This window comes from Cytobacillus sp. FSL R5-0377 (assembly GCF_038004385.1).
Taxonomy (GTDB): domain Bacteria; phylum Bacillota; class Bacilli; order Bacillales; family Cytobacillaceae; genus Cytobacillus.
The window spans coordinates 2,150,117-2,165,668 of record NZ_JBBORA010000001.1 but is presented as its reverse complement, the minus strand read 5'-3'; the positions used below and the strand labels follow the sequence as shown (position 1 = coordinate 2,165,668).

General features: G+C 39.6%; 13 protein-coding genes and 1 pseudogene. All 14 read left to right on the top strand.

Translation table 11 applies throughout. The features are described 5' to 3' along the window. The first annotated feature begins 443 nt into the window (after positions 1-443). Positions 444-737, top strand: coding sequence for a WXG100 family type VII secretion target (locus tag NSQ49_RS11060; RefSeq protein WP_009336200.1), 294 nt, complete (start codon positions 444-446; stop codon positions 735-737). Positions 738-911: 174 nt separating this feature from the next. Further along, a complete protein-coding gene (locus NSQ49_RS11055; RefSeq protein ID WP_019382382.1) occupies positions 912-1,151 on the top strand; it encodes an EsaB/YukD family protein in 240 nt (79 codons plus the stop codon). A gap of 15 nt (positions 1,152-1,166) precedes the next feature. Continuing rightward, positions 1,167-2,492: a type VII secretion protein EssB gene (gene essB / locus NSQ49_RS11050; protein WP_251284692.1), complete on the top strand. Its 1,326-nt coding sequence runs from the start codon at positions 1,167-1,169 to the stop codon at positions 2,490-2,492. Positions 2,493-2,513: 21 nt separating this feature from the next. Beyond that, positions 2,514-6,986 carry a type VII secretion protein EssC gene (gene essC / locus NSQ49_RS11045; RefSeq protein ID WP_251284691.1) on the top strand — a complete coding sequence of 1,491 codons (4,473 nt, stop codon included), beginning with the start codon at positions 2,514-2,516 and terminating at the stop codon, positions 6,984-6,986. Then, positions 6,983-9,817, top strand: a complete 2,835-nt coding sequence (esaA, locus tag NSQ49_RS11040; RefSeq protein WP_251284690.1) for a type VII secretion protein EsaA — start codon at positions 6,983-6,985, stop codon at positions 9,815-9,817. Before essC ends, esaA begins: the two co-directional genes overlap by 4 nt. Continuing rightward, positions 9,807-10,286, top strand: a complete 480-nt coding sequence (essA, locus tag NSQ49_RS11035) for a type VII secretion protein EssA (protein WP_159870142.1) — start codon at positions 9,807-9,809, stop codon at positions 10,284-10,286. Before esaA ends, essA begins: the two co-directional genes overlap by 11 nt. A 164-nt stretch (positions 10,287-10,450) precedes the next feature. After that, positions 10,451-10,753 carry a WXG100 family type VII secretion target gene (locus NSQ49_RS11030; RefSeq protein WP_251284689.1) on the top strand — a complete coding sequence of 101 codons (303 nt, stop codon included), beginning with the start codon at positions 10,451-10,453 and terminating at the stop codon, positions 10,751-10,753. A gap of 25 nt (positions 10,754-10,778) precedes the next feature. After that, on the top strand, positions 10,779-10,922 hold the full coding sequence (locus NSQ49_RS11025) for a hypothetical protein (RefSeq protein ID WP_159870148.1): 144 nt from the start codon (positions 10,779-10,781) through the stop codon (positions 10,920-10,922). Between the two features lie 33 nt (positions 10,923-10,955). Continuing rightward, a complete protein-coding gene (locus NSQ49_RS11020; protein ID WP_251284688.1) occupies positions 10,956-12,206 on the top strand; it encodes a glycine zipper domain-containing protein in 1,251 nt (416 codons plus the stop codon). Positions 12,207-12,215: 9 nt separating this feature from the next. Continuing rightward, entirely contained in the window at positions 12,216-13,010 is a 795-nt protein-coding gene (locus NSQ49_RS11015; protein ID WP_159870154.1) for a hypothetical protein, read from the top strand. 20 nt (positions 13,011-13,030) lie between these two features. After that, positions 13,031-13,582: a DUF5381 family protein gene (locus NSQ49_RS11010; protein WP_159870187.1), complete on the top strand. Its 552-nt coding sequence runs from the start codon at positions 13,031-13,033 to the stop codon at positions 13,580-13,582. A gap of 239 nt (positions 13,583-13,821) precedes the next feature. Further along, positions 13,822-14,306, top strand: a pseudogene (locus tag NSQ49_RS11005) (DUF5381 family protein). A gap of 168 nt (positions 14,307-14,474) precedes the next feature. After that, a complete protein-coding gene (locus NSQ49_RS11000) occupies positions 14,475-14,795 on the top strand; it encodes a DUF5381 family protein (protein WP_341070735.1) in 321 nt (106 codons plus the stop codon). A 378-nt stretch (positions 14,796-15,173) separates the two neighbouring features. Then, a complete protein-coding gene (locus NSQ49_RS10995) occupies positions 15,174-15,317 on the top strand; it encodes a DUF5381 family protein (protein WP_236566323.1) in 144 nt (47 codons plus the stop codon). Positions 15,318-15,552 lie beyond the last annotated feature (235 nt).

Genomic DNA, 15,552 nt, shown 5'->3' with positions numbered 1-15,552 from the left:
TTTATGAAACGGAAAATTTTCAAGGAAAATGATTCAAAAGAACTATTAAAGGTATAAGAATAATACCAGGAAAAAAAAGGGCTCAACAAAGTGAAAATTAAATAAGAACAATAGGGTAATTTTACCCATAAAATACAATTGGGGGTTTATAGATTAATAGGAATAAAACCACAGACATAATTCGACATGACCCTATGAGTGATTTGACGAGTTTTAACTGCCATGATAGTAATAAAAAGGTAGAAAATTTGAATTTAGAGATCAGGCAAATAACAATAAATAGAAAAAGCATATGAAGAAAATACCAACTTATGTTTAAACATAATAAAAGTGGGTATTAGTGGGTATAAATAACTGTTTTGTTATTTTTTACAAGCAAGTAATTGACCTTTTTATTGTGTATTTTTACAATAATAGTAACCTATAGAAAAGGAGAGATTTGAATGTCAGGAGTTATTCGCGTTACACCAGCAGAATTAGTAGGCATGTCTAACCGTTATAATGGAGAAAGCAGCCAGGTTGGGGATCAGATTGTCCGTTTGGATAATATGATTCGTGAACTGGAAGGTGCATGGGAAGGGGAAGCAAGCAGAGCGTTTGCTGAACAATACCAATCTTTAAGACCTTCATTTGTTCAAATGCAGCAATTATTAGAGGATATTTCTGTTCAGCTTAATAATACTGCAAGAGCTCTTGAAGATGCTGATAACCAGATCGCTGGCCAAATCCGCGGTTAATTTTATCTGAATCAATAAGTGGAGAAGGAGCGCTGCATTCACAAGATGGAAGGCGCTCTTTTTTTGGTATTAAACAGCCCATTTTCACGTTGGCAATTTGTCTGGCTCCAGCGCCTGCCCTCGAGGTTTAGGGGGGGTTCGAGGCGCTTGAGCTTTTCCAGTGAGGTGTTAAAAATGTACATAGAATTAACAATTGATTTAAAAAACTATGAAGTTGAACCTTTTGATCTCCGTCTATCTAACTATCACTCTGTTAAAAAAGTAGTTGATATTGTTTGGCAAGCTAAGTCTATTCCTCAGCCTCCCCGTGAAGGATATTGGGTCAGAATTCCCAACAAGCAAATGATTTTGTCAGGAAACGATAAGCTGGCAGAAAAGGGGATTACCACTGGGGACCGTTTCGAAATTTTATAAAGGGAGTATTTAAAAATGTCAGTAAAGAGTCAAACCTACCTTGAAGAGCAGCTTGAAGCGGTTGTCGAAACAGATCACCAATCCCTTACTATTCTTTTTCAAAGAGAAAAAATTAAAGCTGATGCTGCCGAGGAATTGGAATTGCTTCAGGCAATGGAATCAGCTATAAAAAGGGATATTCATTTAACAGAGGATGAACTGCGCCTCGTCCTGCAAATTCCCTCAAATTATCTAACCTTCTCCAAATTAAAAAAGAAAGACTTGAGAAGCAGATGGATTTTTTCTTCGCAGCTTCTAAAGCTTGTGAAAAGCCATCCGTACTCCAGGCTGCATCCTGTCGTTTGCCCTGAAAATATTGTAGCGGATGAAAGTCTGTCACCGCATTTACTTCATTATGGTGTAAGTGAAAGCCTGCCGCCTTATGAAACCAATCAGGAAAAACTCTGGATGGAATTGAAAGCGACCATCGCAGCTGCAGTTGATGGAAATCGCAGCTTCCGGGATTACCTTAGCCTTTATGAAACCATTGAATTATCACCTGCAGCGCGTGATGTCATCAAGGCCAAGGATGAAAGTGAATTATCAGAAGTCATCCGGACTAATATTGAAATGCTTGAAAAGAAAGATAAGGAATATGTTAAGGTTCCGCAGAAAAAATGGAAAGCAACCAGATTTTCTGCTTGGGGACTTCTGATTGCCTTATTGCCTTTCCTTGCTTTCAGTTTATATTCCCTTATCTTTACCCAGCCTAAACAGGCAGCATTTATTAACAGCCAGGAACACTTCTTAAAAAGCCAATATAGTGAAGTCGTATCTGAATTATCCAATTATGATATTGACCAGATGCCGCGAGTTGTCCAATACGAACTTGCACAGTCTTACATAATAAATGAAGCATTAACAGAAGACCAGAAAGAGAATGTTCAAAATACCATCACGCTGCAGACAGATCCTCTTTATTATCATTATTGGATCCATATTGGAAGGGGAGATGCCAAGGAAGCTCTCGATATCTCCCGGGATCTTGAAGATAGAGACTTAATTCTATTCGCTTTGCTGAAATACCGTGAAGTTGTCAAAGCAGATGATAAGCTTGAATCCGAAGAAAAACAGCAGAAAATCGATGAAATTCAAGCCGAGATTGACGAGTACTTAGAGGAACAGAAAGCTCAGGAGGAAGAAGAGCGGAGTAATAGCGGAGATAATGAGCAGGCTGTAGAACAAGAGCCTGAAAAAGAGGCTGAAAAAGAGACAAAACCTGCTGATGAAAAGGCAGCTGAGACCTCTGCTGAAAAGCCTGACGAGAAGAAGGAAGAGGCCGAAAAGAAAAAACCTAACTAAGATAGACAGGAGGTGGGAGAGATGGAACAGTTATGGTTGTTTTACAGCGATTACTGCCAGCAGCTGTCTATGCCTATTGAAGAAAAAGGCAGGATCACTATTGGTGCTGAGCTTGAACAGCTGGTAACAATAAGGGATTTTCCTTTCACTAAAGGAATTATTTCAATAGAAAAGCACGACAGCTTCTATGAAGTCAGGCAGAATGAGCTGGTTCTCGGAAGGCTGAACGATGGAGAGCCTTTTCAGATAAATGATGAGGGAAAAATCCTTACGATAATAGGAACCTCTGAAGCTCTTAAAAGCCAGACCTACTATACCGGCTATCAAAGAGAAATAGAGATCTCCTCTGATAACCCGGATGCAGCCATTTATAAAAAGCATGGCATTTTAATGGCTGCCAGCCATTCTTTTGATCTGATAAAAACAAAAAAAGGATGGATGGCAGAGCCGCATTCAGGACAGCTTTATATAAATGGAAAACGAGTTGAAGAGAGGGTATTCCTTGAAATGGGGGATGTGCTGTTCTTTCCCTTTATGTCCATTCGAATTAAAGAAGAGGATCTTTTCCAGATTGATAGCTTTGAACGATATGAATCAAAGCTTCCAATTACCATTAGGCCGCAATCAGAGATGGCAAAGAAATATCCTCTCTATCGAAGAACACCAAGAATGATTTATGAAATGCCTGATGAGAATGTCTCCCTTTCCTTTCCATCACAGGAGCCGGATGATTCAGGCAGGGGATTGTGGCTGATTATCATGCCGCCGCTGATTATGCTGGTTGTAATGGGTATTGTGGCTTTAATTCAGCCAAGAGGAATTTTTATTATTATTTCTATGGTTATGTTCATGACCACTTTAGTGACCTCAACTGTCCAGTACTTTAAGGATAAAAGCAATCAAAAGAAGCGGAAAGAGCGCAGATATCGGGTATATACAGCCTATCTGGAAGAAAAGCGAAAAGAGCTGCAGGCATTGTCTGACAAGCAGAAGCATGTTCTGGAATTCCACTTTCCCTCTTTTGAGAAAATGAAATATCTTACGGGCCATATATCCGACCGCATTTGGGAGCGGCCCCTGCAGAGCTTTGATTTCCTTCAATTCAGGCTGGGTACAGGAAATGTTCCTGCAAGCTATGAGGTCAAGGTCAGCTCAGGAGATTTGGCAAACCGTGAAATCGATGACCTGCTTGAACAATCACGCCAAATGGAAAAAGTGTATAAAGAAGTTAGAAATGTACCTGTAGTAGCTGATCTGGCCAAGGGGCCAATCGGGCTGATCGGAAAAGAGCAGGTTGTTAAAAATGAGATACACCAGATTATTGGGCAGCTGGCCTTTTTTCATAGCTACCATGATGTGCGGTTCGTATTTATTTTTAACGAAAAAGAATATAAGAAATGGGAATGGCTCAAATGGCTTCCGCATTTTCAGATGCCGCATGCACATGCAAAAGGGATGATTTATAACGAACAAACGAGGGATCAGCTCCTATCCTCCCTTTATGAAATTCTGCGTGAAAGGGATTTAGTTGAAGATAAAGAGAAACAGGTGTATGCTCCTCATCTCGTGTTCATTATAGCCAATCACCAGTTAATTGCTGATCACGTCATTCTGGAATATTTGGAGGGGGACCATTCCAATATAGGAATCTCTGTTATTTTTGCAGCAGACTCAAAGGAAAACCTTCATGATAATATTCAAACCCTAGTCAGATATATTAATCAGGAAGAAGGAGACATTCTGATTCAGGATAAAAAAGCAGTCAGCATCCCATTTAGGCTAGATGCTCATCAGAAGAAGGGGAATGAGGAATTTTCCCGCATGTTAAGAACGCTGGATCACCAGGTTGGCATGACCAATTCCATTCCTAATAGCGTTTCTTTCCTGGAAATGATGAAGGTAAAAGAAGTAGGAAAACTTCCGATTAAAGAGAACTGGCTTACAAAAGAGTCTTCCAAATCACTGGCAGTTCCAATTGGATTAAAAGGAAAGGAAGACCTGTCACTCTTGAATCTCCATGAAAAGGCGCATGGACCGCACGGATTGCTGGCTGGTACCACGGGATCAGGTAAGAGTGAATTTCTGCAGACGTATATTCTTTCGCTTGCTGTTCACTTCCACCCCCATGAGGTCGCGTTCCTGCTGATTGACTACAAAGGCGGGGGAATGGCCCAGCCGTTTAAAAACATGCCGCATCTTTTAGGCACCATTACGAATATTGAAGGCAGCAAGAACTTCAGTTCAAGGGCGCTTGCCTCCATCAAAAGTGAACTGAAAAGGCGGCAAAGGCTCTTTGATCAATATCAGGTAAATCATATCAATGATTACACCGACCTTTATAAAAGCAGTATGGCAAAGGAGCCGCTTCCGCATCTGTTTTTGATTTCCGATGAGTTTGCGGAGCTTAAGAGTGAAGAGCCGGAATTCATCAGAGAGCTGGTCAGTGCCGCGCGCATCGGGCGAAGCCTGGGAGTCCATTTAATTCTGGCAACCCAAAAGCCGGGCGGTGTCATTGACGAACAGATCTGGAGTAATGCCCGTTTCCGGGTAGCCCTAAAAGTTCAGGATACAGATGACAGCCGGGAGATCATTAAAAACGGCGATGCAGCTGCAATTACCGTAACCGGACGCGGCTATCTGCAGGTCGGCAATAATGAAGTCTATGAGCTGTTCCAGTCTGCCTGGAGCGGGGCGCCTTATTTGGATGACTCCTCTGAGACAGAGGATGAGATTGCAATTGTAACCGATTTGGGGCTTGTGCCATTATCGGATGTGAATTCACGCCAAGGGAAGAAAAAAGGCGGAAAAACAGAAATCGAAGCTGTTGTGGAAGAAATTGAAGCAGCACAATCCGCTATGGGCATTAAGAAACTTAGAAGTCCGTGGCTGCCTCCTCTTGAAGAGCGCTTAAGCAGGAAGCTTTATCGCGCTGAGGAGAATAATGAAATTCATTTGGCAATGGTGGATGAGCCTGAGAAGCAGAGTCAGTATCCATTAAGCTATCAGATCGTTGAGGATGGAAATGTAGGGGTATTCGGCTCATCCGGCTATGGAAAATCGCATACGATTATGTCCATGCTTCTCAGTATTGCTGAAAAGCTGTCTCCTGAAGAAGCACATTATTATATCTTTGATTTTGGCAATGGGTCCCTGCTTCCGCTAAGGCAGCTGCCGCATACGGCCGATTTCTTCCTGATGGATGAAGAGCGCAAAATTGAAAAGTTCATGAATCTGATCAAGGATGAAATTGCCCGAAGAAAGCTATTATTCCAGCAGCAGGAAGTCAGCGGAATTAAGATGTACAATTCGATGAGCAGTGAAAAGCTGCCGCTCGTCTATATCACCTTTGATAACTTCGATTTAGTTAAAGAAGAAATGCAGGAGCTTGAAACGCAAATTAATCAGATTGCCAGGGATGGACAGTCACTTGGCATCTATATGATTTTCGCAGCGACACGGATTAATTCGATCAGACAGTCACTTATGAACAACCTCAAAACGAAGATTGTCCATTATTTGATGGACAGCAGCGAGGCATACTCTGTACTGGGAAGAGTTCCGTTCGCACCTGAACCTGTACCGGGAAGAGCCATTATTAAGATGGAAGAGGCATATTTTTCACAGGTATTCCTGCCGGCGGATGGTAAAGACGATTTCGAAATCATGGAATCCATCCGGTGCGATATTCAGGAATTAAATGAGAAATACAAAGGCTGCATTCAGCCTGAAGAGGTGCCGATGCTTCCGGCAGAGCTTAGTACGATTAACTTTACCCGTTACATTTCTGGAGAGACTCAGCCGGGGCTTGTCCCAGTTGGCCTTGATGAAGAATCGGTCAAACCTGTCTATGCAAACTTTAATAAAACGAGGCATTGTATTATCCTTGGTCAGGCTCAAAAAGGAAAAACTAATGTTCTTAAGCTCATGATCAATCAAATGCTGGCTCAGGGTGCTGAATCTATTGGTATTTTCGATTCCTTTGACAGAGCATTATCATCTTATGCAAGTGAAGAAAACTCAGTTTATATCGAGACAAAGGAACAGATAAGCGATTGGGCAGCAAAGGCGGAAGAACTGTTATCTCTAAGGGAAAAGGAATATCTTAATGCAATCCAGCATGGCAAGACAGATATAGCGTTTTCGCCAATCGTGCTGGCTGTGGATGGATACTCCCGTTTTGCACAGACCTTGGATAACAGCCTGCAGGAAAGATTCGCGAGACTGATGAAGAATGGAAGTCATCTTGGCTTTAGTGTCATCGTCACAGGCAGCAATAATGAACTGACGAAAGGGTACGATTCCTTAACGGCAGAAATCAAACAGATCCGCCAGGCGGTCGTTCTGATGAAAAAATCAGAGCAAACGCTCTTTACCCTTCCATACGACCGGAAAGAGGCAGAGATTCAGCCGGGGTATGGTTATTACGTAATAAACGGAAAGGAATTAAAAATTCAGATTCCTTTATGCGCCACCGAAAGGAAGGTCTTAGCATGACAGCCAAAACAAAATACATCTTGAAAATGGTTTTGGTGATGCTTCTGATTATCGCCGCGCCAGCCATCTTTTTTGGCTCCATCGGCGATAATCCTCTGCTAGTCAGGGAGAATGCCACAAGAACCATAGCTGTTGTAAATGAAGATACAGGGACTGACAAGGAAGATAAATCTCTTGATTTTGGTAAGGAAATTACTTCGATCCTCTCCAGCAGTTCACAATATGAGTGGACTGTCATTGGCAGGAGTGCTGCAGAAAATGGCTTGAGAAATACCAAATACGATGCAGTTGTTTATATACCTTCCAATTTTTCAAAGAATATCATGTCCTATGAAAGCAAGCAGCCTGAAAAAGCAAATTTTGAATATACCGTCCAGAATCAGCTGAACTCACTCAACCGGGAAAAGGTTCTGCGCGAAATCCAGACAGCCACCAACCGAGTGAATGGGAAGATTTCAACCTTGTACTGGACCTATGTTTCACAGGACCTTGAAAATGTAAAATCCCAATTTGATACTATTTTACAAAAAGAAATAGACTTCCAGAATGCGATGCTTGCTTTCTATAAGCCAAGCTCCAAGAACCTGGCAGCGGAAATTGAACAGCAGCGCAATATGCTGGAGAGCATTCAATCTACAGTGAAGACTACTGCAGAAAGCACTGAGGAGGGAGAAAACAACCTCCGCCAATTTGAAGAGAACCTTGGCTCATTCATACAATTTGTAGATCAGTATAAAGAATACCAGGATAACCAGCAGAATATCCTTCAAAAAATGCAGGATGAAAATGTAGTCGATCTTCAAGCTGTTGCTGGACAAAAAATGCCGGCTCGTATGGATGCTCTTAGTGGAGATTTGACTGAGGGAAAACAGGAATTGGATAGTGGAATTGCGAGTGTGGAAAAGCAGCTTGAAAAGAATAATGAAGAGTTTAATATTCTATCGGATATCCGTAGCGAACAAGTTGGACGGCAAATAAATGCCTTGAAAACGTATTTCCAAGATCAAGAACTAGCTTCCTTCGAAAAAACAGCTAAAAAAATAGGCTCGTTGAAAAGTGAATTAATCGATGGACAACAACCAGGAAATCCTGGTGCAGGTACAGGGGCGGCATCTAACAAGAAAAACGGCGGAGCCCAACTTAATTCCATTATAGAAGCCAGTTTAGAATCACCAGCTTTACCTGGTATGGAAGAGGAAAGAAATGAGATTTTAAGTGTTGAACAAGAGCTTGCTAATTTGAAATCATCTTTAGAGACAATTGAAGGTACCAAGCCCGAACAGGTTGTTTCTGCCTTGACTGCCTTACCTGCTTTATCCCAGCGCTTAATGGCTGTTGAGCAAAAACTGGCAGCGAAGGAGTCTGGAGAAAACCCGCTGCAGGAATTGGTTGAGAAGCTTGAAGCAGAAAACGCCAAATTATTTGAGGAGCTTAACAGCCTTGATGCAGCATACAAAAGTTTAGAGGAAGAAAAGAATAGCCTCTTAGATCAACTTGGAGCTTCAATGAGCTTCTCTTCAATGATTAACCTTATAGAGGAGAAAGAACAGCAAATCATAGAGCTCGGGTTTAACTTAGATGCTTTTAATAATGAAATTACGAATACTAAACCTGTAAAAATGATGGAATATTACGCTTCACTAATACAGTATGAAGATTTAATAAAAAATTCATACAGTCAAAATCCAGATAAGCTGGAAGAGCTTGTACAGAAGTTAAACTCTATAGTAGCTGTAGATAAGAAAGAGGAAAAAGCTAAGGAAGACCTGAATACAGCATTGCTATCATCTCAGCAAAAGCTGACAGACCTCGAAGGTCAGTATACGGTATTCTTCACAGAATACAATAAGAAAATTAAGGAACAGCAAGAAGCTATAGACACAGATTTGTCCGCTTTGCAGGAAAATGCAAATGAAGTTAGGGAGCAAATTCAAACATCCTCAACGAATACACCAGTTCCTGTTGATAGCATTGATGGAACTTCTGTCATGGCCAAACAGGAAGGAATCAGCCAAAGAATGCTGATGATTAATGATCTTATTGGGTCCATCGGAGAAAACCAGAGCAACATTGTGTCCTACACAAACGAGCTTGAGCAAAAGGTGCAAGGCGTCCAGCAGGATGCGGATACACTGAATTCCAAGTGGGGCTCAAACGTGGAGACGACCCAGATGTTCCGGGATGATATTTACAATCTGCTTGGCAACACTTATGTAAATGGCCAAAAGAATGGCCCGGTATACGAGCAATTATCCAGTCCGCTTCAAATCAGCGGAGAAACAGCAGCAAAGAAAGAGGAAAGCAAGCTGCCGCCGGTTGTCATATTGGCCATTGTCCTGCTCAGCAGCTTAATGATCGGATACTTCAGCCATTATTTCAAAAATGCGCCGATGCTTGTCCATGCTTCCATGTTTGTGCTGCTGAATCTGATTGTTGGTCTTATTATCAGCATATTCGGTCTCAATATTTACTCGATGGAACAGGATCGGGCGATTGAATGGACGATTTTCACCATATTGCTGCTGACGGCAGCCTCAGCCATTGTGCTGGCTGGGTTCAAGATCGGTAACCTGGCAGGATGGATATTGAGCGTAGGGCTTATCGCCTTCTTCATAAGTCCATTCCTTGCTCTTACAGCACCGAATATTAACTATGAAGATCCAATGTCCAAGGTATATATGTCCATTCAGTATGACTCACAAACCCTGTTTATTCCGGCTATCCTCGTACTGCTTGGCATTATCGCCTTGCTTGCCATCATTCCATTTGCAGTCCGGTCTATAAAGGACCTGCGTACAAAGAGGGATGAGGACCAGGCTTATGAAGCTTAAAAAACACCTTAAAGTACTGGTGCTGATCCCGGCGCTTTGGCTGATAGCTGGCCAAAACGCCGGGGCGACCCCTGACTTTAATAACGTAACTCCGAATACCTATGAAAAAAAGGAATTCAAAGAGAACACTGATTACCTGCATGAAAAATCACTTTATGAAAACAAGAAGCAGATCCCTGAAGAACAAAAGGATCTTACTTTTACCAAAAAGAACCTTGATCCTTTGAAGGAAGTGAAGGAGAAGCTTTTCGACGGCGGTGAAACTACTAATAACACGATCACTGCAAAAGCAGACCAGCTTCAGCTTTTTTCCGATTCGAAACAGGAAAGCTTTTTCAAGGCGGAGGATCAGGCTCCCGCTGAAAAAGATAACAAATTAATGATTCTTTATATTATTTTGCTTCTCATTGCCATTGGTGTAATTATGGGATTACTCATACCGAGGATGGCGAAGCAGCCTGATAATTAAATAAAACCTGTACATGTCTCCTATTTGGAGACATGTACAAAAATACTGCAACCAAATTCTCCAGCAAATTCCCCTCAAATACATGGCCACTAAAAATAGAATAAAGAATTAGGTTTGAATAGAAATTATTATCTATAAAAAACTTTTAAAAATGAGGTGTCAAAATGAACTCATCAAATGTTAGAGCTCTGGCAAGGGTATTTCAGACAGCTTCAGATGATATCAAAACAGAAGAATTCAAACTAAAGCAAAGTGTTCAAAACCATGCGGATGAATGGAAGGGAAAGGCACGGGACAAATTTGATTCTGCACTGGAAGAAGCCGGTGTCCTCTTCCAAAGGCACTCGGATAACCTTTATAACATCAGCCGGGAACTCGAAAGCGCAGCGAATGAAGTTGACAGAGTCAGAGAGGAAATTGAAAGACAAAGAGAATTAGAGAGATTGGCCCGACTTAAGGCGGATTGAAGAATTTAAGATAGGGTGGGTTTATATGTCTAATAATGAAGAGAAGAAAAAAGGTTCTTATGACAAGAATAAAAGATATGATGGGGAAGCGGTGCCTGGATGTGCAGACATTTTTATATTGCCAATTCAAGTTTTAATAGTTGGGTACCAAATAATTAATTTATTTTGAAGAACTAATCCGAAAAGAAAAGAGGTATTGAAAATGGGAAATGAAATATCTGTAAATCCAGATCGTCTGGAAGACCTGGCAAATGACCTGGTTACTCGTTTATCCAGAATTGAAGACGAATACAGGAATCTTCATATGGAGCTTGCAGAGTTAATCAATAGTGCTCCTGCGGAATACAGACATTGCTTCTATAATGTAGGAGACCCCTGGGGGACAGGTAATCAGCTGGTAGGACAGCTCAGTGAAATGGAAATTGACCTGCGGATGGTCGCAAATAAATTTGCTGATGCGGATAATCTTGTAGGTAAATTGTATAAGTTGTATGACAAATATGGTGCTATTACAGCTCTTGGAACCCTTATGACAAAACAGCTTGCATTTTATGGGTTAGGATTTACTCAATTTATTAAGGGTGCTGACGGTGTATTTACCTATAAACATATGGCAGCCCTCCAAAAAGTAACAGACAAAATTGATGAATCTAAAAAGTTAGGAACATTGGCAAGAGCGTTCGTGGGTCCATTATATTTGAGAAGCAAATATAAAAATGTACCACTTGCTGATTTGGTTCATAAAAAGATTGCTAAATACTTGCCAGAAGATGTTATTAATTATACAAACAGCTCAAAAGCAATGTATAAAGGCATACGAAAAAATACATTAAGTACTGCAAAGTTTAAAACTTTTGCTCAAACGGGAGCGAAATTTGCTAAAACTAATGTTATTAGCACTGTTGCACTAACTGGAATAATGGAAGCCGGTGGAATGGGACTTAAAATCTCCGAAAATTACGCTAAATATGGAAATAATCCAGATGTTCTAAAGAGAGAAAATGCTAAGGCTGTTGGAAATGCGGTTAATAATACTGTAGCCATTTCTGGTGGAGCAATTGCAGGCGCAGTAGTTGGCGGTGCTTTAGGTAGTATTGTTGGACCAGTCGGTACAGTGGTGGGAGCTGCTGCAGGTTCTTTCGTAGGTGGACTTGTAGGAGAGCAGGCAGCTAAGTTAACAGCTGGCATTGCTGAAAAAGGGGCTATCCTGCTGAAAGAGCCTATTCACCATGGTGTTGAGCTATTTAAGAGTGGTTTTGAGAAAGCTGGCGAGGCGTTAGAAGTAGCTAACAAAGGAATTGACATGGTCAATAAACAGATTAAAGAAACAATCGCTGATCCAATTGGAAAGGTAAAGGAAATTGGAAAAGGGCTTTCGAAGGCAAAGGATACAGCTGATTCTCTAATAGAGGGTGCAAAAGGGTTCCTTGGCAAAAAATTATCATTTTTTTAAGGAGGCAATATGAAAACGATTAAGCTAAGCATAGAAGAATTAATATTTTCTTTTTATAGTGAAGGGTTGTATGAGCAGGGGATTTCTTTAAAGGAGACTTATTTTCCGGCTTTGGAGGATTCTGAATTAAAATTGATGCTGGAGTTTGCCTCTCGTTCTTTGCTTGCAAAGGATATGGCAGAGGAAGTAGATAATCAATATAAGTTAAAGAAAGAATACACTTCCTTCATCCATATATTAAATTCTGCAGAAAAGACAGTGAAGGCCTCTAGGTTTAATCAAGACCTAGAGGGGGAAGAAAGTATTTCTTTTCATTTTAAAGAAGGGGCAGTATTTCATCATCGGTTACTGCATGATCATCAGGTTCATTTAATCTCTAAGTATCCTAAAAAAGAGGTTATATCAAGCCTGTTAGAATTTTTTAATTTTACTTCGTCTTGTAAACAAAGTGAAGTGATATTTAAATTAACAAATGAAGAATTTGAGGAACTTTTGGGAGATATGAGCCAGTTAGACTCAATCACTGAAAGTACTATTCATAAGTGGCAGAGTAAAATTCAACATTCTCTTGCATCGATATTTTTAAAGGACATCACTATAAGGAAGGGTAAAATGGATAGTCTTCTTAGTTTAGAATACGACACTAGTAATAACCCGGAATTAATTGATATTTACTTTGTTATTCCTGGTCAGGCCGAATCCTGGCTGATTAAAAGAGACCAGAATCTGGATTTGAATATTTTGAGGTTAAATGAGACAACGATTAATGATCTATTGTTAAACAGCAGAGTTTTTGCAAGTTAAAGGGGGAGATTTAGTTGCCAATGGTTCAAGATAAAGGTGACTCTATAGTCATCAAAGGGTCAAAGTTTTATTATGCTCTAATGTTTTTTGCAACAGTGGGCTTTTTAATAGCCTGCATCTTTCTTATTATACACGGCTTGAAATTCAATTCTAAATATTCCTTGTTCTATCTTGGCGGAGGGATTATTTTCACCCCATTCTATTTATATATTTCTCTCTGGAGTTTGCCTGGATTCAAACCAGGTAAGGTGCTGCTGAAAATTGTTCCAGGAGATAACGGAAAGGTAGTGGGAAAAAGATCTACAGTTTCAATAAAAAATATCCGTAATATTGACTTGATAAGAAATCCATTGAATCTAATAAATGATATTGTTATTGAAACTTTCGATGACAAGAAAGTTAAATTTCGTACTTATAATCTGATTGATGATGGAGATTTTCAGGTAATTGTTGATAAGTATATTTTCCCCTTTATGAATGACAATGCCAAGAAGGTATGGGATCGGAAGATTGATTTAGATAAGTTAAAAGAGGAAGACAACTATGTAAGACAGGAGCATAAAATCGAGTAGTTTTATCCATAAACAAGAATGTAATTTAATGTGTTGATATGGACTTTAGAATAAGCGTTAAAAGTTAAGATCTGTAAATAGCTCTTTGACGACTCCATAAAGCAGTTACGGGAGTATACAAAATTTGAATGAGTAAATAAGTTGAACCTGCTTAACAAGTCCTATCGTAGGCGTGGGCTATCTCATGGAGAGAGAAAGAAGTGGCTCATTTAAAAAAAGAGGAGGATGAATATTTTTCGATGTCCCTTGACAAAGAACCTATAATAATAAAAGGTTCAAAAATTATGTATGTTTTGGTGTTTCTGGCTACTGTAGGTTTTTTAATAGCTTGTATCTTGCTAATTGTTCACGGTCTGAAGTTTGACTCTAAATATTCTTTATTTTATCTTGGCGGCGGGATCATATTCACACCTTTTTATCTCTATATTACGCTTTGGAATTTACCAGGCCTAATTCCGGGCAAAACCTTGCTGTCCATTATACCCGGAGAAAATGGTGTGATTAAATCAAAAAAAGGGATTATTCCAATTAAGGATATACGAAGTATTGACCTTGTAAGGAATCTATTAAATTTAATAAATGATATTGTAATTGAAACCTTTAATGTCAATATATATAGCCTTATATGACTGAAAATGCCAAAAAAGTTTGGGATCGGAAAATAAACCTGGATAATCTTCGGCAGCAGGCTAATTATGAAAGGCAAGAACCGAAGGTTGAGTAATAGTTATATGTGTGGGGTTTTTTAGCAGCATGTATTTTTTAAATTATACATGGGCTGAAATTTAATTCTAAATATTCGTTACTATATTTAGGCGGAGGAATTGTATTAACTCCTATCTATCTTTACATGACTTTATGGACCCTGCCTGGATAAATGCCAGGGAAGGTTTTGTTTAAAATAATCCCGGGAGAACAGGGGACAAATCATTCGAAAAAAGATACGGTTTCTATAAGTAGTATTCGTGATATCAATTTAGTCAGAAACCCTTTTAACTTAATAATTGATATTGTTATTGAGACCTTCCATGACAAGAAAATAAAAATTAGAACATATAATTTTCTTGGAGATTTACATTATAAATTAATTGTAGATCAATACATCTATCCATATATGACAGAAAACGCAAAAAAGGTTTGGGACAGAAAAGTGAATCTTGAACGTCTTCGAGATGTGGCAAGATACGAAAGAAAAGGAACAAAATTTGTTTAAAAAATTAATTAAATCTGATAAGCCCTCTTTTAAGAGGGCTTTCTAAAGGGGCTAGTAAATAACGAGCCCTTTTATTTTTCGTCAACAGGCATTTTGGACGCTGCGAATCAAATGCTTAATAAGGTAATTAAGTAAAGCATATGTGTAAATTGTCTCTCTTTCTGCAGGTTCTCACTATCTGATACAAAGGAGGAGTTATAATGGTCAATGGTTCAGAAAAAAGGGGATGCAGTAATTATAAAGGGTTCGAAGTTTTATTATGTATTAATGTTCCTGGAGAGAACGGTATTATTCATTCCCCAAGAGGAGCCGCTGTAAAAGTAAAAAACATCTGAAATATTGATTTGAACAGAAATCCCTTAAACCTTATTAACGATATTGTTAATCGAAACATTCGATGATAACAAAGTAAGAATTCGCACCTATAACCTCATCGATGATGGAGATTTTCAAGTGATTGTCAATAAATACATTTTTCCGTTTATACAGGAAGATATGGGGTCGGAAAACCGATTTAGATAAGTTAAAAGAGGAAGATGATTATGTGAGACAGGAGTATAAGGTATAAAACACATTTCTGGGCTGGCAGTATGCTGAACCCTCTTTGTCTTGCCAGGGTTATATTTCAAAAGAAATCTGAGAAAGATTACAGCAAGATACATTGGTAACATCACTTATAATGATGCAATATTATCGCTATGGAGGATCTTCGATTAGCATTCAGTTTGTTCTTTGACTAACAAAGTCCTTTTATAAG

Coding starts and splice junctions, on each gene's coding strand:
- NSQ49_RS11060 (WP_009336200.1), top strand. CDS start 444: ATGTCAGGAGTTATTCGCGTTACACCAGCAGAATTAGTAGGCATGTCT.
- NSQ49_RS11055 (WP_019382382.1), top strand. CDS start 912: ATGTACATAGAATTAACAATTGATTTAAAAAACTATGAAGTTGAACCT.
- essB (WP_251284692.1), top strand. CDS start 1,167: ATGTCAGTAAAGAGTCAAACCTACCTTGAAGAGCAGCTTGAAGCGGTT.
- essC (WP_251284691.1), top strand. CDS start 2,514: ATGGAACAGTTATGGTTGTTTTACAGCGATTACTGCCAGCAGCTGTCT.
- esaA (WP_251284690.1), top strand. CDS start 6,983: ATGACAGCCAAAACAAAATACATCTTGAAAATGGTTTTGGTGATGCTT.
- essA (WP_159870142.1), top strand. CDS start 9,807: ATGAAGCTTAAAAAACACCTTAAAGTACTGGTGCTGATCCCGGCGCTT.
- NSQ49_RS11030 (WP_251284689.1), top strand. CDS start 10,451: ATGAACTCATCAAATGTTAGAGCTCTGGCAAGGGTATTTCAGACAGCT.
- NSQ49_RS11025 (WP_159870148.1), top strand. CDS start 10,779: ATGTCTAATAATGAAGAGAAGAAAAAAGGTTCTTATGACAAGAATAAA.
- NSQ49_RS11020 (WP_251284688.1), top strand. CDS start 10,956: ATGGGAAATGAAATATCTGTAAATCCAGATCGTCTGGAAGACCTGGCA.
- NSQ49_RS11015 (WP_159870154.1), top strand. CDS start 12,216: ATGAAAACGATTAAGCTAAGCATAGAAGAATTAATATTTTCTTTTTAT.
- NSQ49_RS11010 (WP_159870187.1), top strand. CDS start 13,031: ATGGTTCAAGATAAAGGTGACTCTATAGTCATCAAAGGGTCAAAGTTT.